Here is a 19,504-nt window from a genome sequence, read left to right on the forward strand (position 1 = left end):
TTGTAGCGCCGCGTCAGTTCAGGTAAGGGGACCAGGACGGTTCTCTGACTTCGCCTTGAGCGGTAGGAAGCGGGAGCCTTACGCGTCCATTAATGGACACGAGCATCAAGACTCCCCGGCCCTGCTGGCGGGTGGCGTAGATTACCATGGTGCCGTTGGGCGCAACAGTAGCTGACTCATCAAGGTTGGTATCTGTAAGGATTTTTACGGTTCCACGCTGCAAATCCTGGGCCGCAACCCGGAAATTAGTGAAACCATCCTGACGGTGAATCATCACCAACGTCTTTTCATCAGCCGAAAGCTTAGGTGCAGCGTTGTAGTTACCAATAAAGGTCACTCGTTCCGCGCCGCCGCCGTTGACGCTGGTTTTGTAGACTTGCGGCTTGCCGCCACGGTCGGAGGTGAAGTAGATGGTCGAGCCATCCTTGCCCCAGAACGGTTCGGTGTTGATGCCCGGGCCGCTGGTAACACGGCTCAGTTGGCGCGAAGCCATGTTCATCACGTAGATGTCCGGGTTGCCATCCTTGGACAATACGAATGCCAGGCGTGAACCATCCGGCGACCAGGCTGGCGCGCCATTCAGGCCTTCGAAGTTGGTGATCTGCTCACGGCGACCGGTATCGATGTGCTGGACGAAGATCCGTGGACGCTTCTGTTCAAAGGACACGTAGGCGATACGCTTGCCATCTGGCGCGAAACGCGGCGACAGGATCGGCTCACGGGATTGCAGCAACGTCACTGCACGCGCGCCGTCATAGTCGGAACGCTGCAAAGTGTAACGAGTGTTGTCTACCGAAAAACGCTCGGCCGTTACATAGAGCAAGCGCGTGGAGAAGGCACCCTTGATCCCGGTCAGTTTTTCAAACGACTGGTCGGAGATGTAGTGCGCCATGTCCCGCAGCTGATCCGTGGTGCCCGACACGCTGCCGGTCAGCACTTGCTGCTCGGTCGCGACGTTGAACAGGGTGTACTGGATCTGCAGGCGACCGCCGGCGGGCGTGATGCTGCCCACCATCAGGTACTGGGCGTTCAGCGCTTTCCAGTCACGGAAGATGACTTCGCTGGCCTGGGTTGGCTGGCTGATCATGTTGCCTTTGTCGATCGGTGCGTAGTAGCCGGAGTTGCGCAGGTCATCGCTGATGATCTGCGACATGTCGTCCGGCAGCACGCTGCCGCCCTGCCAGCCAAACGGCACAACGGCGATCGGGGTGGCCCGATCGCTACCGCTGGTGACCAGGATGTTCTTTTCATCCGCCGCCGCTATCCCTGCCATGCAGCAAATAACGACAAGCATTCCTCGAAGAAGGTTTCTCACAAGGCTAGATCCTCAGGTGTGAATGTCATCTTGAATGAACGGTAGGGAGCGAAGTCGCTTGGTTTCATTCCCTGCATCTCGGTCAACCGGCCAATGTTCTTGACCGCTGCTACCGCCGAACTGTCGAACGAACCGTCGCCACTGGACTTGGCCACGCTGACCGAAGTCACCGTACCGTCCGGCAACATGCCGATCTGCAGCACTACTGTCATGCCTTTACGTGCCGAAGGAGGACGGGTCCACCCTTCCGCTGCCCGTGAACGAATCAGGTCGTCGAAACTGCCCGCGACTTCATCACCACGTTCATCGGCCAAGGCTTGCTGGCGCTGCGGCGTGTCGGAAAGCAAATCGGCCAAGGCCTGGGCCTTTTTGTCTTCGGTCGATTTACGCGCTGCTTCCTGGGCCTTTTTCTTGGAGGCATCGGCGGCAGCTTTCTTCTTCGCATCGTCGGCGATCTTCTTCTTCGCCTCGTCAGCTTCAGCTTTCTTCTTGGCGTCGTCCGCGGCTTTCTTCTTCGCGTCTTCGACTATCTTTTTCTTCGCGTCTTCAGCGGCCTTTTTCTTGGCCTCTTCTTCGGCAGCCTTCTTGGCTTCTTCTTCAGATTTCTTCTTGGCTATATCAGCCAATTGTTTCTCTTCAGCCTTCTTGGCTTCGGCAGCTTTATCGGCTTTCTTGGCTTCATCAGCCTTTTGCGCCTCTGCAGCTTTCTTCGCCTCGTCAGCCTTTTTCGATTCCTCGGCCTTTTGAGCCGCCTCTTCTTTCTTTTGTTCCGCAGCAGCCTTCACCGCTTCCTGCTCGACCTTCTTCTGTTCCATCTGCTCGACTTCAGTCTGGCGCGCAGCCGACTTCTGGGCCTCACCCGCAATCTTCTGATTGGTCTGGGTGGTGGCCTGGCTTTTCGATTTCAGCTGATACAGGGTCGCCTGCACGATCGGCTTGGCTGGCGGCAGGTCCGGGGTCATGGCAAAGCTGACGAACAGCATGCCAAACACCAGGACGTGCAGGGCAATTGCCCAGACGCTAGGCCAGAAGTAGCTTTCCGAGGCGGACGGCTCTCGCTGTTGGTGCATCAGGGCGCCTCGGTAATCAAGCCAACATTACCGACCCCGGCCTTCTGCAGCCCGCCCATGGCGCCCATGACGGAGCCGTAGTCGACGACCTTGTCGCCGCGAATGAACACCTGGGTGTGCTTGCCACCTTCGTTGCCGGCGCGAATGATCTTGGTCACGGCATCAGTCATCTGCGGCAAGGTCATGGCCTTGTCCTGCTGTTTCTGAGTGTCAACTTCGCTGCCAAGGTTCCAGTAATAGGTCTTGTCAGCCTTGATCGAAATGGTCAGGACCTGGGTGTTGTTGTCCTGCGGCAAGGCTTCGCTGGAAACCTTGGGCAGATCAACCTTCACGCCCTGATTGAGCATCGGCGCAGTCACCATGAAGATAACCAGCAGCACCAGCATCACGTCGATGTAAGGCACTACGTTCATCTCGGCGACCGGCTTGCGCTTTTTGCGAGCTCGAGCGATTAAAGCCATTGGGAATTACCTGCTTATTCTTCGCTGGTGTGCACTTTACGGTGCAGGATCGCCTGGAATTCATCGGCGAAGGTGTAGTAACGGCTGATCAAGGTTTCGCCACGAGCGGCAAAACGGTTGTAGGCGATTACTGCGGGAATAGCTGCGAACAGGCCGATGGCGGTGGCGATCAGCGCTTCGGCGATACCCGGGGCCACGGTGGCCAGGGTCGCTTGCTGGGCCTGGGCCAGGCCGCGGAAGGAGTTCATGATCCCCCATACGGTACCGAACAGGCCGATATACGGGCTGACGGAACCTACGGTGGCGAGGAACGGCAGGCTTTGCTCAAGCTTTTCTTCTTCCCGGGAGATGGCGACGCGCATGGCACGGGCCACGCCTTCCATGACCGCTTCCGGGTCAACGCCTGGCTGCTGACGCAGACGGGAGAATTCCTTGAAGCCGGCGCGGAAGATCTGCTCGACGCCCGAATCCGGGTCCGGGTTGCTGCCCGCCTGGCGGTACAGCTTGGACAGGTCGATACCCGACCAGAAGCGCTCTTCGAAGCTCTCCAGGGCACGTCGACCAGCACGCAGCAGGTTGCTGCGCTGAAAAATCATGACCCAAGAGGTAACCGATGCGGCTACCAGGACCAGCATCACCAGTTGAACCACGACACTGGCATTGCTGACCAGGCTCCACATGGAGGAATGGTCGACGACGGTAGGTTCCACGCTAAATCTCCTGCTCTGAATGTTTACCCGCGCCGCTCACGCCGGCAAAGGCCGCGCGTAGAGTTTCGGGAATGGCCCGGGGTTTCAAACTATTGGTGCGAACACAGGCCACCAGGAACTGCCCCTCACAGAGCAGCGTTGCATCCGTAGCCCGCCTGACCTGCTGTTTAAAGCGCAGGCTGGCACGGTTCAATTCGGTTATTTCTGCGCTGACCAGCAGCTCGTCGTCCAGTCGCGCCGGCGCGTGGTAACGCGCCTCGCTGGAATGCACGACAAACAACAGGTCCTCCCCTGCCAGCTGGGATTGGGCAAAGCCCAGCTCCCGTAGCCGCTCGGTTCGAGCCCGCTCCATGAACTTTAGGTAATTGACGTAATAAACGATGCCGCCAGCATCGGTGTCCTCGTAATAAACGCGACAGCGATGTGCGAACGACTGATCCCCGTTTTGCGCGCGCATACTCTAGTGCTTACTCCTCAGGTTGCCAATCCGGCCAGGCAACTGTTTTTCATTCTGTGGCACATTTCTAACGAAAGAATGACGACGCCAGCCACTAGGACAGCACAAACTCCGAATAAATCGAATCGCCAAGCGTTTTTAATCGTCTACTGCATCGAGGAATTCGTCTACTACGGGCATCTCGCCCAATCGTGACGGAATGTTTAACCCAAAGTGCAGATACGCATGCCGGGTGACCACACGCCCCCTTGGCGTGCGCATGATGTAGCCCTGCTGAATCAGATACGGCTCCAGTACATCCTCAATCGTATGCCGCTCTTCGCTGATGGCGGCGGCGAGGCTGTCCACGCCCACCGGGCCGCCGTCGAACTTCTCGATCATGGTCAACAGCAGGCGCCGGTCCTGGTGATCAAAGCCATGCTCATCCACATCCAGCAGGTTCAGCGCCAGGTCTGCCACGGGCTTGGTGATATGCCCCTTGGCCCGCACTTCGGCAAAGTCGCGCACCCGGCGCAGCAGACGGTTGGCAATCCGCGGGGTACCACGGGCGCGGCGGGCGATTTCAAAGGCGCCTTCCGGGTCCAGGGGCAAGCCAAGGATGCTCGCCGAACGGCTGACGATGGTGGCCAGATCCGCCGTGCTATAGAACTCTAGACGTTGAACAATCCCGAAACGGTCTCGCAGCGGGTTGGTCAGCATGCCCGCACGGGTGGTCGCACCCACCAGCGTGAACGGTGGCAGGTCGAGCTTGATCGAGCGCGCCGCCGGGCCTTCACCGATCATGATGTCCAGCTGGAAGTCTTCCATGGCCGGGTACAGTACTTCCTCGACGATGGGCGAAAGCCGGTGGATCTCGTCGATAAACAGTACGTCGTGGGGCTCCAGGTTGGTCAGCAGCGCCGCCAGGTCGCCCGGGCGCTCCAGCACGGGGCCGGAGGTGGACTTGATCGACACGCCCATTTCCTGGGCGATGATGTTGGCCAGGGTGGTCTTGCCGAGCCCGGGCGGGCCGAAGATCAACGTATGGTCCAGGGACTCGCTGCGCCCGCGCGCGGCCTGGATGAACAGCTCCATCTGCTCGCGCACGGCGGGCTGGCCGATGTATTCGGCAAGGCTCAGGGGGCGAATCGCCCGGTCCTGGATTTCTTCACGATCACGAGGCCCGGTGGCCGCGATCAGACGATCAGCTTCAATCACTTAAATCATTCCCTTCAGGGCGCGGCGGATCATGTCTTCGCTGCTCAGGTTCTTGTCCTTGATGGCTGACACGGCCTTGCTCGCCTCTTGCGGCTTGTAGCCCAGGGAGATCAGCGCGCTGACCGCATCGCTTTCAGCGCTGGCCACCGGCACACCCGGCGCATCAGGCTGGTTGGGCACCAGGGCAAACATGCTCGGCACAACCTCCCAGGCCTTGAAGCGGTCTTTGAGCTCCACCAGCAGGCGCTCGGCGGTTTTCTTGCCAACGCCCGGTACCTTGGTCAGCGCGGACGTGTCCTGGGCCGACACACAGCGCACCAATTCATCCACTTCCAGGCTCGACATCAGCGCCAGCGCCAGCTTCGGCCCCACGCCGTTGAGGCGGATCAGCTCACGGAAAAAATCCCGGTCACGCTTGCCAACGAACCCATAGAGCAATTGCGCGTCTTCGCGCACCACCAGGTGAGTGTGCAGGGTCAGCGGTTCACCGACCGACGGTAAGCGGTAGAGGGTGGTCATGGGCACTTCAAGCTCATAACCCAGCCCGTTTACATCCAGAATCAGGTGCGGTGGCTGTTTCTCAGCCAGGGTGCCGCGCAAGCGTCCAATCACGTTCGAATCCTTAAGAATCGGCTCAAATCAAGGCCTGGCCGGTAATAACGCGGGCATGCCGGCCGACAGCACAGGCCGTTCATGCACCCCACGCAGAATGAATGCGCTGATGCTATCAGAGACGCAGCCGGCCGCCACGACTGCGTGCGGTCCCCAAGCCATGGGGCATCAGGCTGGAACGGGTATGGGCATGGCAAATGGCAATGGCCAGGGCGTCGGAGGCATCGATTTGCGGTTTGGCGGTGAGTTTGAGCATGTGCATGACCATCATCATCACCTGCTCTTTATTGGCAGCACCGGTACCGACCACGGCTTGCTTGACCTGGGTCGCGGTGTATTCAGCGATCTCCATGCCCTCCTCGGCTCCGGCCACGATGGCCGCACCGCGGGCCTGGCCGAGCTTCAGGGCGGAGTCGGCGTTTTTCGCCATGAACACTTTTTCGATGCCCATGGTCACTGGCCCATAGGTCTGGATCACTTCACGCACGCCGCGATACACGATCTGCAAGCGCTCGGCCAACTCGCCGGCGCCGGTACGGATACAGCCCGACGCCACATACACGCAGCCTCGCGGGGTCTGTTGGACCACGCCAAAGCCGGTGATTCGCGAACCGGGGTCGATACCTAGGATTAGAGTCATAACGCCTGCAGTTGGATAAAAAATTCTTGATATAGCCAAGATCAAAATGTGGGAGCGGGCTTGCTCGCTCCCACATTAGATCTGCATCATCCTTCAGCCTAGCTGTTCAGCCACCGATTCCGGAATATCGGCATTGGAATAGACGTTCTGCACGTCATCCAGGTCTTCAAGCATGTCGAGCATCTTGAGTACCTTCTGCGCCCCGTCCAGGTCCAGCTCGGCGCTGGTGGTCGGCAGCATCACGATTTCCGCGTCGGTGCCTTTGAAACCAGCCGCTTCCAGGGCGTTACGCACCGAATAGAAGCCCGCGAACGAGGTGAACACGTCGATGGAACCGTCTTCGTTGGTCACCACGTCGTCGGCATCGGCCTCCATTGCCGCCTCAATCAGCGCATCTTCATCCACGCCAGGCGCGAAGGAAATCTGCCCCTTGCGCTCAAACAGGTAGGCCACCGAACCGTCAGTGCCGAGGTTGCCGCCACATTTGCTGAACGCATGGCGCACGGCAGCCGCGGTACGGTTGCGGTTGTCGGTCATGCACTCGACCATCACCGCCACGCCACCCGGGCCGTAGCCTTCGTAGCTCAACTCGACCATGTCGTCGGTATCGGCCGCACCGGCACCACGGGCCACGGCGCGGTCGATGATGTCGCGGCTCATGTTGGCGCCGAGGGCTTTGTCCAGGGCCAGGCGCAGGCGCGGGTTGGAACCCGGGTCACCGCCACCCTGGCGCGCGGCAACGGTCAGCTCGCGAATCCACTTGGTGAAGATCTTACCTTTCTTGGCATCCTGACGCTCTTTGCGGTGCTTGATGTTCGCCCACTTGGAATGGCCAGCCATAACACAACTCCGAAATTCTGTAGAAACCTGTCGATCCCGCCCCAGGCGGGACTTCCCTCTTTAACGTGCAGCCCTTGTAACGCAAAGGCGCATCCGAAGATGCGCCCTTAGCTGACAATGTAAAACCTTATCGCGCTTTCACGCTGCGGCCTTACTCAGCCTTTGGTGTCTCGCGCAGACGGATATGCAGCTCGCGCAGTGCCTTGGCATCCACCACACCCGGCGCTTGCGTCATGACGTCGGCAGCACTTTGGGTTTTCGGGAAGGCAATCACTTCACGGATCGACTGGGCACCGGTCATCAGCATCACCAGACGGTCCAGGCCGAAGGCCAGGCCGCCATGGGGTGGCGCGCCGTATTTCAGGGCGTCGAGCAGGAAGCCGAACTTCTCTTGCTGCTCATCTTCGTTGATGCCCAGCAGGCGGAAGACCGATTGCTGCATTTCCTTGCGGTGGATACGGATCGAACCGCCACCCAGCTCGGTGCCGTTGAGCACCATGTCGTAGGCACGGGACAGAGCGCCAGCCGGGTTGGCTTCCAGCTCTTGCGGCGTGCACTTCGGCGCGGTGAACGGGTGGTGCAGTGCGCTGAAGCTGCCGTCGTCGTTTTCTTCGAACATCGGGAAGTCGACAACCCACATCGGCGCCCACTGGCAGGTCAGCAGGTTCAGGTCGTTGCCGACCTTGATCCGCAGTGCACCCAGCGCTTCGCTGACGATCTTCGACTTGTCGGCACCGAAGAACACGATGTCGCCGTCAACTGCGCCAACACGATCCAGGATCACATTGAGGTTGGCTTCAGGGATGTTCTTGACGATTGGCGACTGCAGGCCTTCGACGCCCTTGGCGCGCTCGTTGACCTTGATGTACGCCAGGCCCTTGGCACCGTAGATGCCGACGAACTTGGTGTAGTCGTCGATCTGCTTGCGCGGCATGCTCGCAGCGCCAGGCACGCGCAGTGCGGCGATACGGCATTTCGGGTCGTTGGCCGGGCCGCTGAACACCTTGAAGTCGACATCTTTCAGTTGATCTTCAACGTCAACCAGTTCCAGCGGGTTACGCAGGTCTGGCTTGTCGGAACCGTAGCGGCGCATGGCTTCTTCGAAGGTCATGTGCGGGAATTCGCCGAACTCCAGGTTCAGCACTTCCTTGAACAGGTTGCGGATCATCTGCTCGGTGATGCCCATGATCTCTTTTTCATCGAGGAAACTGGTCTCGATGTCGATCTGAGTGAATTCCGGCTGGCGGTCGGCCCGCAGGTCTTCGTCACGGAAGCACTTGGCGATCTGGTAGTAACGGTCGAAGCCGGCGACCATCAGCAGTTGCTTGAACAGCTGTGGCGATTGCGGCAGGGCGAAGAAGGAACCGGCGTGGGTACGGCTCGGCACCAGGTAGTCGCGGGCGCCTTCCGGGGTAGCACGGGTCAGGATCGGCGTCTCGACGTCGAGGAAGCCGTTCTCGTCGAGGAAGCGACGGATGCTGGTGGTCATGCGCGAACGCAGGCGCAGCTTCTCGGCCATTTCCGGGCGACGCAGGTCCAGGAAGCGATAACGCAGGCGGGTTTCTTCGCCAACGTCAGAGAACTCGTTCAGCGGGAACGGCGGAGTTTCCGACTCGTTCAGCACTTCCAGTTCGTAACCCAGCACTTCGATCATGCCCGACGCCATGTTGGCGTTGGTGGCACCGGCCGGACGCAGGCGAACCTTGCCGGTGATCTTCACGACGTACTCGCTGCGCACGCGATCGGCGGCGGCGAAGCTCTCGGCGCGGTCCGGATCGAACACCACCTGGGCCAGACCATCACGATCACGGATATCGAGGAAGATCACCCCGCCGTGGTCGCGGCGACGGTGAACCCATCCGCAAAGGGTGATTTCCTGACCTTCCAGGGTCTCGTTCAGTTGGCCGCAATAGTGGCTGCGCATCATGATAGTGGTTTCGCTTCTCGTAATTCGAAATTCGGTGGAGGCCCGCCTCATCACCGTACAGCTAAGTCAGGTGACGGATAATGCAGGAGCCTGCGCGTAGAGTTCAACTCAGTCTGCTTTGTCGCCGCCGGCCAGATTCTTCTTCGAACCGGTCTTGAAGTCGGTCTCGTACCAACCGTTGCCACTCAGGCGAAAGCCCGGCATGGACAACATCTTCTTGAGCTCCGGTGCCTGGCAGGCAGGGCAATCGACCAGCGGCGCTGCGCTGATCTTTTGAATGGCTTCCAACTGATGACCACAGGAAGCGCATTGATAGTCGTACATGGGCATGGAGATGTCTCGGCGATCAGATCATTACTGCGCCACGCCCTGCCCTGGCTCTATCCTGTGGGAAAGTCCCGGCATGCGCAGCAAAGCCCGGGATTATATCTGGTAAATCGAGGCTGTGCAGCCGTAGCGGCGCGCTGCTCTTTATATAGATGACTGCAGCAGGCTTCTGCCGGGCGCCCGACCCGGGGCAATCCCGGGACGGGCGCCCGGCACAAGGTTCATGCAGGGTCCGGCTGGACACTGGGCGCGACAAGCCGCCCTTTCAATACATGCACCACGCAAACCACCCTGACCAGACCGCTGAAGTTCTTTACACCGCCATAACGCAAGTGCACTTCCCGGTCCACGTAAGACAGCAGCGCACTGACCGAACACGTATTGATCCTGGCGATCTCCGCGAGGATATTCCAATACACCTCTTCGAGCCGCAAACACGTCGAAAAACCATTAAGCCGAACCGATCGGGACAATGGCCTGGCCAAGTTCATATCGAACCCCTTGGCAAAGGGATCTACCTTTATCTTGTGCAATCCGCACGTTTCCATAACTCCATTACCTGCTCCGCGTGACATACACTTGACACTCCATTGCCTGACGGCCACTCATGTTCTCGTTGGCCGTTGAGCTATAAAACATCAAGACGACAAGTGCAGCCAGAAGACAGGGAGCCGATCACCGTAGGACAAGCCAACGCGCGTATCAGGAAGCTCGCGGAATCGCGGAAATCGCCGGAAAGCAGGCATGCGAGGGGCGTCAGCTCGACGCCCTCCCGCCACCGGTGTTATTTGTTTTCGAGCAGGGAACGCAACATCCATGCGGTCTTTTCATGCACTTGCATACGCTGGGTCAGCAAGTCCGCCGTCGGTTCATCACTGACTTTATCCAACAACGGGAAGATCCCCCGGGCTGTGCGAGTCACCGCTTCCTGGCCTTCGACCAGTTGCTTGATCATGTCTTCAGCGCTCGGCACACCCTCTTCTTCCTTGATCGAAGAAAGTCGCGCATACACCGAGTAGGCACCCGGTGCGGGAAAGCCCAGGGCACGAATACGCTCTGCGATTGAATCCACCGCCAGCGCCAGTTCGTTGTACTGTTCTTCAAACATCAAGTGCAGTGTACGAAACATGGGCCCCGTTACGTTCCAATGGAAGTTGTGGGTCTTCAGGTAAAGTACATAGGTATCGGAAAGCAGTCGCGAAAGTCCATCAACGATTGATTTACGGTCTTCTTCACTGATACCAATATCGATTGCCATGTGTTTCCCCTTCAATTGATAAAAATTCATTGATCAGGTGCAGGACCACTCTAGCAAGAGTGCCGGCCGTGCGCAGCCTGGCTGACCCTTTCGAGGTGCGGCAAATCGCCCCTTGCAGAGCGGGCTTGCCCGACAGGCAAGGCTTCAACAGCTACCGGAAAAATTACCCAGCGCCTGCGAAAAAGCCTGCACCTGTCTAGGACAAGTGTTTGACGCAGAAATGCCGTGCCCCTTGTAACAGCCTGAAATGCTTGATTTGAGTAGGCACAGGCTTTGCTGTTAAATAGGCAGCGTGTCGCCGCCGATATTTTTCGCGGCAAGCGGCATAGGCTGATACCCGTGCACGTGCCCAACGCCTCCCATTGTTCAGAAGCGAACCGTGCCCGTCAGCTCTTCCTTGTGATCCGTCTTAACGTGAGTTAATCAAAATGTTGAAAATCGTCCACCTGCTAACGGGCGCTGCAGCTTTGCTGCTGTCCTTTATCCCCAGCCTGCGATCAGAGACCCTGCCTTACCTGCAGCAACCTGACGCTCTCTACCTGACCTTCTTTGGTCTTCTTAACCTGACACTGGCTCCAGTCATTCCATACTGGAACAAAGGCCCGCGTCATCAACTGCAAAACCTGGTCAGCGCCCTGCTGGTCCTGGCTGTTGTCGTGCAAACCCTCACCCTGCTGGCGCCTATGCCTGAAGTGGGTGGCCACCCGGCCGTCCTGCTCAGCCTGGCAATAGCACTGGTCGCCATCGTTCTTCATCTGGCTATCAGTTTTTACCGCTCCTCCCCGGCCGCTGCGTCGCAAAGCTACGACATGACCAACCGGGATACCGGGACCGTCAAGTGGTTCAACACCTCCAAGGGCTTCGGCTTTATTTCCCGGGATTCGGGCGACGATATCTTCGTCCACTTCCGGGCGATTCGCGGCGAAGGCCATCGCGTACTGGTGGAAGGCCAGCGCGTGGAGTTCTCCGTCATGAACCGTGACAAGGGGCTGCAAGCTGAAGATGTGATCGCCGCATTGCCGCGTCGCTGATTCCAGCACCCCGAAAAAAAGAAACCGCGATGCAGCCTGGCTGCATCGCGGTTTTTTTATGCCCGGGGGTTCAACCCCTGCCTTATTAATAATGAGGCGGCGGCGCCTCTTCCTCGGACGACTCGAACTGGCCGCCCATTTCTTCCTGGCGCTTGAGCAACGCAGTCATCTGCAACTGCAGGCGTTCCACGGCACGCTGCTGGGTGACCAGGATGTCATTCAGGGTCTCGATGGTGTCGTCCTGAAAGGCCAGGCGGCTTTCCAGGTCGGTCACGCGGGCTTGAAGATCCATGGCTCAAGCCTCCAGGAACGTGAAGTCGGCCGGCAGGATCTCGCGCAGGCGCGCACGAATTGCCACCACTTGCTCGTCACTGTAGGGCTTCGCCGGGTGCTTGCCCCAGACCGGCGCAGGCCAGGCCGCGTCGTCGCGCTTGCGTACGATCACATGCACGTGCAGTTGGCTGACCACATTACCCAAGGCACCGATATTCATTTTGTCGGCGCCGAACCCTTCGTTCAGCCACTGTGCCAGTGCCGTGCTTTCCTGCCACACCCGCTGCTGGTCGGCGACATCCAGTTGAAACACTTCGCTGATACCGTCGATGCGCGGCACCAGGATGAACCAGGGGTAATTCGAGTCATTGGAAAGCAGCAGCCGACACAGGGGGAAATCCCCGATAGGCAAGGTGTCTTGTTGAAGGCGTGGATCTAAGGCGAACACAGCAGTCACTCCCGTTCGGCGGGTCAGGTTTCAGGCGCCCAGCATACCTGCGAATGCCGGTCGCTTCACGGCGAATGCGCGTGGCCGAATACGCGCCCAAACAGGACGCCACGAAAAAAAGCGCACCATTTCGAGACAGGCCAATATTTCAGCTACGCTAAATGACCAATGTATCCAACTCTGGTCAAAGTCGGGACGCAGAACATGCTTCAAGACCTTGAGCCAGACGGCTTTCAAAAGGCCAAGGGTGAACGGGAGCAGAAACGCAGTCAGTGAAGCACTGCACCAAAATGACCCATTTGTGCTTCAAAGGGATCCGCCAACTACCCACCGAACGGGGTGAACCGGTAACGTTTTGCTCTGGTACAGGTTTTATGCGCCACCAAACCGGAGTACGGCACGCGCGTCAAGGCCAAACCAAACGGCGTAAAAAGCCCGTGCTTATGCGGTTTTTACAGGCCGTTGACACTTTTCACGAAAAAATCACATTCGGTTACGGGTTTGTGCACGCTTGTTGCATTCACACCCATATCGTCGACAACGGCACCGGCGGGAAGCAGGTGTTTCGCGACGGAAAATAACAGCGGTTCAATGCCTGACAGGGATGAGTTGAAACTTTCAGGGGTGACTTTTCCACCCCGCTTCCAAGGTTTTAAAACAGCATTGAAGTTGTCAGTCCGGTTACAAGTGGACTGTGAATTTGCGACATGGAGCTAGCAATTTACGACAGGCCCGTAAAGAAGCTGAAAGGATAGATGTGCAAGTATCGTCAATAATGTCTGCGTGATATAACTTTGCGCCGACACAAAAAAGAAAGAGCCGCCCAGACAAAAATATAGGTGGGACGGCAGTACTCTTCCTAAAACCAAAGGAGCAAATCACGATGCGCGTGATGAAGTGGAGCATGATCGCCCTGGCTGTTTCAGCAGGCACCTCGCAGTTCGCAATGGCGTCCTCCCAGGACGATTCCAAGGGCTTTGTTGAAGACAGCACTTTCAGCATCAACACTCGCCTCCTGAACTTTAGCCGCGACTTCCGTAACAATGACACCGGCAAGAGCCGCGTCGACGAAACCGGTCTGGGCTTCAACGGCCTGTACCAGTCGGGCTTCACCCAAGGCACCATCGGTGTGGGTGTCGACGTCATCGGTCTGTTGGGCGTCAAACTGGACAGCGGCAAGGGTCGTTCCGGCACTGGCCTGTTTCCAACTGGCTCCGACGGTCGCGCTCAGGATGATTACTCCAAGGGCGGCGGCGCAGTTAAGTTCCGTATCTCCGATACGGTCCTGAAAATCGGCGACCAGTACACCACCGCGCCTGTATTCGCTTCCGATGACAGCCGTCTGCTGCCTGAATTGCCACAGGGTATCTCGCTGACCAGCAACGAGATCAAAGGCCTGAAACTTGAAGGCGGTCACTTCACTTCGAGCGTGGCACAAGCCCAGACCTACCGCGACAGCCTGGGCCTGACAAAAACCGACTTCATCGGTGGTGTCTACGCCCTGACTCCAGAAGTCAGCGCCAGCCTCTACTACGCGAAGACCGAAGACTACTGGAAGAAAACCTACGCCAACCTGAACTGGACCCATGCGCTCAGCAATGAGCAGTCCCTGGCGGTCGACTTCAACATCTACAGCACCAAAAGTGATGGCGCTGGCCTGCAACGGGCTGAGAAAGACGGCACCACCAAACTGGACAACCGTGCCTACAGCTTGCAAGGCGCGTACACCATCCAGGCTCACACCTTTACCCTGGCCTACCAGAAGGTCAGCGGTGACGGTGACTACGGCTACGGCGTAGACGGCGGCGGCACGATCTTCCTTGCCAACTCCATCGCTCGTTCCGACTTCAACGCTGAAGACGAGAAGTCGTTCCAGGCTCGCTACGACCTGAACATGGCGACTTTCGGCGTACCAGGCCTGAGCTTCATGACTCGCTACGTCAAAGGTACCGGCGCCAACACCGCCGACACCTCGAACGGCAAAGAGTGGGAACGTGACATCGAAGCCAAGTACGTGATCCAGAGCGGCCCGGCAAAAGACCTGAGCCTGCGCGTGCGTCAAGCCACTTATCGCTCCAGCGATGGTGTGTACTACGGTTCGGCGTCCATCGACGAACTGCGTCTGATCGCGCAATACCCGCTGAACATCTTGTAATTGGCAGTTTGATTACAACGATGACTTAGGGTTTCGGCCCTAACTAAAAAGCCGCTCACTTGTTCGCAAGTGAGCGGCTTTTTTATTGCAACTTAATCTCAACAACCGGATAACTAGCAAGCTAACTATCTAGTTTAATCCTGCGTAACAAACCTGACACATCGGCCAGGTTTAATCATCCAGTCACACTATTACTTCCCAGCACTTTCCTGCATGACGCGAATAACCCGTTGTGGAAACGGAATATCAATCCCCGCCGCTTTCAAACGGTCACGTGCCAGTTCATTGAACATGAACATCACATCCCAGTAATCCGAAGTCTTGGTCCAGACTCGCAGGGATACCGTGATCGAACTGTCGCCCAAGGTCGAAACTACCGCTGCCGGCGCAGGATCAGCCAATACACGTGGATCCTTGGCCAGTTCCAGCAGCACTTCACGTGCTTTCTGCAGGTCGGCTTCATAGTCGACCCCCACGTCAAACACCACCTTGCGGGTCGGCTGACGGTTGGTGTTGGTGATGAGGCCGTTGGACAGGCTGCCGTTCGGGATGATCACCGTCTTGTTGTCGCCGGTGCGCAACACGGTGTGAAAGATCTGGATGCTGTCGACGGTACCGGAAGTGCCCTGGGCTTCGATCCAGTCACCAATGCGGAACGGACGGAACAACAGAATCAGCACGCCGCCGGCGAAGTTCGCCAGGCTGCCTTGCAATGCCAGGCCGATGGCCAGGGTGGCGGCGCCGATCGCGGCAACGAACGAGGTGGTTGCGACGCCGATCATCGAGGCCACGTTGACCACCAGCATGACCTTGAGCGCAATGTTCGCAAGGCTGGTAATGAAGTGTTGCAGCGCCAGGTCAGCATTACGCAATGCCAGCAAACGCCCTACCCGGTGGGTCAAGACGTTGATCAGCCACCAACCGATGGCCAGGGTGACCACTGCCAGCAAAAATCGGCTGCCGTATTCCATGATCATCGGTAACCACGACTCCGAGGTCTTGATCAAGTGATCCACTTCAGCGTTCAAATCCATCTACATTCTCCTGTTTGCCGGATGTGCGGCCTTATCAATCCCCACATAACAAATGAGCCCCGAAGGGCTCAATCGTTTCTGCAGGTTCTGGGCGTGGGACGTCAAAAACGTCCACAGGTTCCCGAGGGGTCCACTCAGTCGCGGAAGTTATTGAACTGCAGCGGCATGTCGAAGGTCTTGGCGCGCAGGGCAGCAATGGCCTCCTGCAAATCGTCACGCTTCTTGCCGGTGATACGCACCTGCTCGCCCTGGATGGCGGCCTGGACCTTGAGCTTGGCGTCCTTGACGTGAGCAACGATTTTCTTCGCCAGCTCCTTGTCGATGCCTTCCTTGAGCACGGCTTCCTGCTTCATCAGCTTGCCGGACGCATAGGCATCCTTGATTTCGAGGCATTGCGCGTCGATCTTGCGCTTGACCAGAGACAGCTTGAGGATCTCAATCATCGCTTCCAGCTGGAAGTCGGCTTCCGCGGTCAGGTTGACGGTCAGCTCTTTTTCCTTGAACTCGAAGCTGCCCTTGCCCTTCAAGTCATAGCGGCGATCCAGCTCCTTGACGGCGTTCTCGACGGCGTTGGTGACTTCATGTTTGTCCAGTTCGGATACCACGTCGAACGACGGCATGTAATTTCTCCAATAAAAAAGGGGCGCGGCTCAGTAGAGATGGAGCACGCCCGGGCTAAAATGCCCGGGCATTATAGCGGTTCTTTCGCCTCGTTCACTGCGGGCAGCCTTACGGAGTAAAAACTGATGTCGACCACCTGGCACGTCCTCGGCGCCGGCAGCCTCGGAACACTGTGGGCCGCCCGCCTGGCCCGCGCCGGTCTGCCCGTGCGCCTGATCCTGCGGGATCCCGGGCGGTTGGCGAGTTATCAGACGGCCAATGGCCTGACCCTGGTCGAGCAAGGCGTGGCTCACACCTACCCGGTCGTCGGCGAAACCTCCGACAGCCCTGGGCCAATTCATCGCCTGCTGGTGGCGTGCAAGGCCTACGACGCCCAGGAAGCCGTCGCACAGCTGGAACATCGACTGGTGCCGGACGCCGAACTGATCCTGTTGCAAAACGGGCTGGGCAGCCAGGACGCAGTCGCCGCCCAACTGCCCCAGGCACGCTGCATCTTCGCCTCCAGCACCGAAGGCGCGTTTCGCGAGAGTGACTGGCGAGTAGTGTTTGCCGGCCATGGCTACACCTGGCTGGGGGATGCTCGGCACCCTACTCCGCCGCTGTGGCTGGATGACCTGCAAGCCGCCGGCATTCCCCATGAGTGGAGCACCGACATCCTCACCCGCCTGTGGCGCAAACTGGCCCTGAACTGCGCCATCAACCCGCTGACCGTGCTTTACCAGTGTCGCAATGGCGAGCTGCAAGCCCATCAGTGCGAAGTGGCCACCCTGTGCGCCGAACTCGCCGACCTGCTGGAATGCTGCGGCCAACCCGCTGCCGCAGAGGATTTGCACAGCGAAGTGGAACGGGTAATCCAGGCCACGGCGGCCAATTACTCCTCGATGTACCAGGACGTGGCCAGTGCCCGACGCACCGAAATCAGCTATTTGCTGGGCTATGCCTGCCAGGCGGCCGCCCGCCACCAACTGAGCTTGCCGCACCTGCAACAACTCCAGGCGCGCCTGGTACGGCAACTGTCTGCACGCGGATTGCCCAGCGACTGAAGCACGCGCTACCCTGCCTGCTTGTTCCTTTGCAGCGAAAACCTTGATGCCACTGCGCCAGCGTCTCGAAAATCTACCGGTTGGGCAGAAACTGCTGGCGGCCCTGCTGGTTTTGTTGACCACCGTCTTGCTGGTGGCCAACCTGACCTTTATCAGCGCCGCCTACTGGATCTCCCAGGAAAGCATGGCGCCCCAGGCCTTGCAGGCCATCGGTCGGCTGGTGTCCAACCCGTCGCTCGCCGCCGAGTCACTGGACTCACCGCTCAAGGCGCAAACCCTGCTGGATGAACTGACCAGCTACTCGCCATTGCGGGCCGCGGCCTTATACGACGGAGACGGCACGCGCCTGGCCCAGCTGCAACATGCCAATCGCCTGCACCTGCCAGATAATTTCCGGGACATTGAAACCTGGCGTACCACCGAATTTCGCAGCAACCAGGTGATCACCCTGCCCCGTGCCGGCAAACCGTCCGGGCACTTGCTGCTGGTGGCCAGCAGCGAACTGCCGGTGGCTTTCTATACCGGGACCTTCACCGCCAGCCTGGGTATCCTGATCTTCAGCGTGCTGTTGTGGCTGGTGATCGCCCGGCAGATCAAGCGCCTGATTACCCGGCCGATCCATGAACTGGAAGAATTGTCGCGCCAGGTCACCCGGGAAGAGAACTACGCCCTGCGCGCCGGTCGCGGCAACCATGATGAAATCGGCAGCCTCGCCGAAGCTTTCAACACCATGCTTTCGCGCATTGAAGCCCGTGAGCAGCAACTCAAGCGCGCGCGGGACGATTCCCAGGCCGCCTACGATCAAGCCCAGGGCCTGGCGGAAGAAACCCGCCACACCAACCGCAAGCTGGAACTGGAAGTGCAGGTGCGCAGCAAGATCGAGAAAAAGCTCACCGGCTTCCAGAACTACCTCAACAGCATCATCGACTCGATGCCCTCGGCGCTGATCGCCCTCGACGAACAGCTCTACGTCACCCAATGGAACCAGGAAGCCAGCGCACTTTCCGGGACCCGCCTGGACGAGGCACTGAACCAGCCGATTTTCCTCGCCTTCCAGCCGCTCAAGCCGTTCCTGCCGCAGATCAAGGCCACGGTAGAGCAACACACCGTGGAGCGGATCGAGCGCGTTACCTGGGTCAAGGATGACGAACCCAAGCACTACGCCCTGACCTTCTACCCGTTGATGGGCGGTGCCGGGCGCGGCGTGGTGATCCGGATCGACGACATCACCCAGCGCCTGTCCCTGGAAGAAATGATGGTGCAGTCAGAGAAAATGCTCTCGGTCGGCGGCCTGGCCGCCGGCATGGCGCACGAAATCAACAACCCGCTGGGAGCGATCCTGCATAACGTGCAGAACATTCGCCGCCGGTTGTCCAACGAACTGCCGAAAAACCTCGAGCACGCCGAACAGGCGGGCATCGACCTGGACTCGGTCAACCGCTACCTGCAAAGCCGCGAAGTGCCACAGTTGCTCGACGGCATCCAGCAGGCTGGCGCCCGGGCGGCGAAAATCGTCACCCACATGCTCAGTTTCAGCCGCCGCAGCAACCGGCAGATGGCGCCGTGCGACTTGCCGGCCTTGATCGACCAGGCGGTGGAAATTGCCGGCAACGACTTCGACCTCACCGTCGGCTTCGACTTCAAGGGCCAGGCGATCATCCGCCAGTTCGACCCGCAACTGGGCCCGGTCCCCGGCACCGCCAACGAACTGGAGCAAGTACTGCTCAACCTGCTGAAAAACGCCGCCCAGGCCATTCATCAGCGCGAAGACGGCAGCGAGCCCGGCCGGATCATCCTGCGCACCCGGCTCAACCCGCCGTGGGCAGAAATCCAGGTGGAAGACAACGGCATCGGCATGAGCGAGAACGTGCGCAAACGCACGTTTGAGCCATTCTTCACCACCAAGGAAATCGGCCAGGGCACCGGGCTTGGGTTGTCGGTTTCGTATTTCATCATCACCAACAATCACAAGGGGCAGATGGAAGTGCATTCGACCCTTGGCCAGGGTACCTGCTTCACCTTGCGCCTGCCCCTGGCGGGCAGCCAATTGCCACCCAACGAACTCACTCAACTGGAGCGCTAACC

Annotated in this window: 21 protein-coding genes; 4 read left to right on the top strand and 17 right to left on the bottom strand. The window is 58.9% G+C overall.

The window, feature by feature from the left end:
- Nucleotides 1–13 precede the first annotated feature (13 nt).
- From tolB to HX821_RS25110, 13 genes are all read right to left on the bottom strand, one after another.
- Entirely contained in the window at nt 14–1,294 is a 1,281-nt protein-coding gene (gene tolB, locus HX821_RS25050; protein ID WP_032868196.1) for a Tol-Pal system beta propeller repeat protein TolB, read from the bottom strand.
- A 17-nt stretch (nt 1,295–1,311) separates the two neighbouring features.
- Nucleotides 1,312–2,385 carry a cell envelope integrity protein TolA gene (tolA, locus tag HX821_RS25055; RefSeq protein WP_003209823.1) on the bottom strand — a complete coding sequence of 358 codons (1,074 nt, stop codon included), beginning with the start codon at nt 2,383–2,385 and terminating at the stop codon, nt 1,312–1,314.
- Complete coding sequence (gene tolR, locus HX821_RS25060; protein ID WP_161635741.1) at nt 2,385–2,837, bottom strand: protein TolR; 453 nt, start codon at nt 2,835–2,837, stop codon at nt 2,385–2,387. The genes tolA and tolR overlap by 1 nt, the downstream gene beginning before the upstream one ends.
- 23 nt (nt 2,838–2,860) lie before the next feature.
- Complete coding sequence (gene tolQ / locus HX821_RS25065; RefSeq protein WP_003209819.1) at nt 2,861–3,556, bottom strand: protein TolQ; 696 nt, start codon at nt 3,554–3,556, stop codon at nt 2,861–2,863.
- A 1-nt stretch (nt 3,557) separates the two neighbouring features.
- The gene (gene ybgC / locus HX821_RS25070) at nt 3,558–4,013 is read right to left on the bottom strand and encodes a tol-pal system-associated acyl-CoA thioesterase (protein WP_008432379.1); all 456 of its coding nucleotides are present in this window, start codon (nt 4,011–4,013) and stop codon (nt 3,558–3,560) included.
- 138 nt (nt 4,014–4,151) lie between these two features.
- Nucleotides 4,152–5,210, bottom strand: coding sequence for a Holliday junction branch migration DNA helicase RuvB (gene ruvB / locus HX821_RS25075; RefSeq protein WP_177036693.1), 1,059 nt, complete (start codon nt 5,208–5,210; stop codon nt 4,152–4,154).
- Complete coding sequence (ruvA, locus tag HX821_RS25080; protein WP_003209814.1) at nt 5,211–5,822, bottom strand: Holliday junction branch migration protein RuvA; 612 nt, start codon at nt 5,820–5,822, stop codon at nt 5,211–5,213.
- A 115-nt stretch (nt 5,823–5,937) separates the two neighbouring features.
- Complete coding sequence (gene ruvC, locus HX821_RS25085; RefSeq protein WP_003209812.1) at nt 5,938–6,462, bottom strand: crossover junction endodeoxyribonuclease RuvC; 525 nt, start codon at nt 6,460–6,462, stop codon at nt 5,938–5,940.
- Between the two features lie 93 nt (nt 6,463–6,555).
- Nucleotides 6,556–7,302, bottom strand: a complete 747-nt coding sequence (locus HX821_RS25090) for a YebC/PmpR family DNA-binding transcriptional regulator (protein ID WP_003209810.1) — start codon at nt 7,300–7,302, stop codon at nt 6,556–6,558.
- Nucleotides 7,303–7,453: 151 nt separating this feature from the next.
- Nucleotides 7,454–9,229 carry an aspartate--tRNA ligase gene (gene aspS, locus HX821_RS25095; RefSeq protein ID WP_003209808.1) on the bottom strand — a complete coding sequence of 592 codons (1,776 nt, stop codon included), beginning with the start codon at nt 9,227–9,229 and terminating at the stop codon, nt 7,454–7,456.
- A gap of 108 nt (nt 9,230–9,337) precedes the next feature.
- The gene (locus HX821_RS25100; protein ID WP_003209804.1) at nt 9,338–9,559 is read right to left on the bottom strand and encodes an FmdB family zinc ribbon protein; all 222 of its coding nucleotides are present in this window, start codon (nt 9,557–9,559) and stop codon (nt 9,338–9,340) included.
- Nucleotides 9,560–9,777: 218 nt separating this feature from the next.
- Nucleotides 9,778–10,131 carry a ribbon-helix-helix domain-containing protein gene (locus tag HX821_RS25105; protein WP_043225921.1) on the bottom strand — a complete coding sequence of 118 codons (354 nt, stop codon included), beginning with the start codon at nt 10,129–10,131 and terminating at the stop codon, nt 9,778–9,780.
- A 209-nt stretch (nt 10,132–10,340) separates the two neighbouring features.
- Nucleotides 10,341–10,814 (bottom strand): Dps family protein, encoded by a 474-nt coding sequence (locus HX821_RS25110; protein WP_003209800.1) that lies wholly within the window; start codon nt 10,812–10,814, stop codon nt 10,341–10,343.
- 428 nt (nt 10,815–11,242) lie between these two features.
- Here HX821_RS25110 and HX821_RS31945 point away from each other — a divergent pair, with 428 nt between their 5' ends.
- Nucleotides 11,243–11,845, top strand: a complete 603-nt coding sequence (locus HX821_RS31945; RefSeq protein WP_003209798.1) for a cold-shock protein — start codon at nt 11,243–11,245, stop codon at nt 11,843–11,845.
- Nucleotides 11,846–11,930: 85 nt separating this feature from the next.
- On the opposite strand, the gene HX821_RS25120 is transcribed toward HX821_RS31945, so the two are convergent.
- Both HX821_RS25120 and HX821_RS25125 read right to left on the bottom strand, forming a co-directional pair.
- Complete coding sequence (locus tag HX821_RS25120; protein ID WP_003209796.1) at nt 11,931–12,137, bottom strand: SlyX family protein; 207 nt, start codon at nt 12,135–12,137, stop codon at nt 11,931–11,933.
- A 3-nt stretch (nt 12,138–12,140) separates the two neighbouring features.
- A complete protein-coding gene (locus tag HX821_RS25125; RefSeq protein WP_003209794.1) occupies nt 12,141–12,566 on the bottom strand; it encodes an HIT domain-containing protein in 426 nt (141 codons plus the stop codon).
- Nucleotides 12,567–13,449: 883 nt separating this feature from the next.
- On the opposite strand from HX821_RS25125, the gene HX821_RS25130 reads away from it, so the two are divergent.
- Nucleotides 13,450–14,721 carry an OprD family porin gene (locus HX821_RS25130; protein ID WP_003209790.1) on the top strand — a complete coding sequence of 424 codons (1,272 nt, stop codon included), beginning with the start codon at nt 13,450–13,452 and terminating at the stop codon, nt 14,719–14,721.
- Nucleotides 14,722–14,912: 191 nt separating this feature from the next.
- Here HX821_RS25130 and HX821_RS25135 read toward each other — a convergent pair whose 3' ends face one another.
- On the bottom strand, nt 14,913–15,755 hold the full coding sequence (locus HX821_RS25135; RefSeq protein WP_003209787.1) for a mechanosensitive ion channel family protein: 843 nt from the start codon (nt 15,753–15,755) through the stop codon (nt 14,913–14,915).
- Nucleotides 15,756–15,889: 134 nt separating this feature from the next.
- Nucleotides 15,890–16,375: a YajQ family cyclic di-GMP-binding protein gene (locus HX821_RS25140; protein WP_003209785.1), complete on the bottom strand. Its 486-nt coding sequence runs from the start codon at nt 16,373–16,375 to the stop codon at nt 15,890–15,892.
- 126 nt (nt 16,376–16,501) lie between these two features.
- Between HX821_RS25140 and HX821_RS25145 the strand changes: the two genes are divergently transcribed.
- Nucleotides 16,502–17,419, top strand: coding sequence for a putative 2-dehydropantoate 2-reductase (locus HX821_RS25145; protein ID WP_177028601.1), 918 nt, complete (start codon nt 16,502–16,504; stop codon nt 17,417–17,419).
- A 46-nt stretch (nt 17,420–17,465) separates the two neighbouring features.
- Nucleotides 17,466–19,502: an ATP-binding protein gene (locus tag HX821_RS25150; RefSeq protein WP_003209782.1), complete on the top strand. Its 2,037-nt coding sequence runs from the start codon at nt 17,466–17,468 to the stop codon at nt 19,500–19,502.
- Nucleotides 19,503–19,504 lie beyond the last annotated feature (2 nt).

Origin of the sequence: Pseudomonas sp. B6001 (genome assembly GCF_013386015.1) — a bacterium.
GTDB lineage: Bacteria > Pseudomonadota > Gammaproteobacteria > Pseudomonadales > Pseudomonadaceae > Aquipseudomonas.

Excerpts from the sequence above, each read along its gene's own strand:
- HX821_RS25120 (WP_003209796.1), bottom strand. The coding sequence starts at position 12,137 with ATGGATCTTCAAGCCCGCGTGACCGACCTGGAAAGCCGCCTGGCCTTT.
- HX821_RS25105 (WP_043225921.1), bottom strand. The coding sequence starts at position 10,131 with ATGTCACGCGGAGCAGGTAATGGAGTTATGGAAACGTGCGGATTGCAC.
- tolA (WP_003209823.1), bottom strand. The coding sequence starts at position 2,385 with ATGCACCAACAGCGAGAGCCGTCCGCCTCGGAAAGCTACTTCTGGCCT.
- HX821_RS25090 (WP_003209810.1), bottom strand. The coding sequence starts at position 7,302 with ATGGCTGGCCATTCCAAGTGGGCGAACATCAAGCACCGCAAAGAGCGT.
- aspS (WP_003209808.1), bottom strand. The coding sequence starts at position 9,229 with ATGATGCGCAGCCACTATTGCGGCCAACTGAACGAGACCCTGGAAGGT.
- HX821_RS25130 (WP_003209790.1), top strand. The coding sequence starts at position 13,450 with ATGCGCGTGATGAAGTGGAGCATGATCGCCCTGGCTGTTTCAGCAGGC.
- HX821_RS31945 (WP_003209798.1), top strand. The coding sequence starts at position 11,243 with ATGTTGAAAATCGTCCACCTGCTAACGGGCGCTGCAGCTTTGCTGCTG.
- HX821_RS25150 (WP_003209782.1), top strand. The coding sequence starts at position 17,466 with ATGCCACTGCGCCAGCGTCTCGAAAATCTACCGGTTGGGCAGAAACTG.
- HX821_RS25135 (WP_003209787.1), bottom strand. The coding sequence starts at position 15,755 with ATGGATTTGAACGCTGAAGTGGATCACTTGATCAAGACCTCGGAGTCG.
- HX821_RS25100 (WP_003209804.1), bottom strand. The coding sequence starts at position 9,559 with ATGCCCATGTACGACTATCAATGCGCTTCCTGTGGTCATCAGTTGGAA.
- HX821_RS25140 (WP_003209785.1), bottom strand. The coding sequence starts at position 16,375 with ATGCCGTCGTTCGACGTGGTATCCGAACTGGACAAACATGAAGTCACC.
- HX821_RS25145 (WP_177028601.1), top strand. The coding sequence starts at position 16,502 with ATGTCGACCACCTGGCACGTCCTCGGCGCCGGCAGCCTCGGAACACTG.
- tolB (WP_032868196.1), bottom strand. The coding sequence starts at position 1,294 with ATGCTTGTCGTTATTTGCTGCATGGCAGGGATAGCGGCGGCGGATGAA.
- HX821_RS25110 (WP_003209800.1), bottom strand. The coding sequence starts at position 10,814 with ATGGCAATCGATATTGGTATCAGTGAAGAAGACCGTAAATCAATCGTT.
- ruvC (WP_003209812.1), bottom strand. The coding sequence starts at position 6,462 with ATGACTCTAATCCTAGGTATCGACCCCGGTTCGCGAATCACCGGCTTT.
- ybgC (WP_008432379.1), bottom strand. The coding sequence starts at position 4,013 with ATGCGCGCGCAAAACGGGGATCAGTCGTTCGCACATCGCTGTCGCGTT.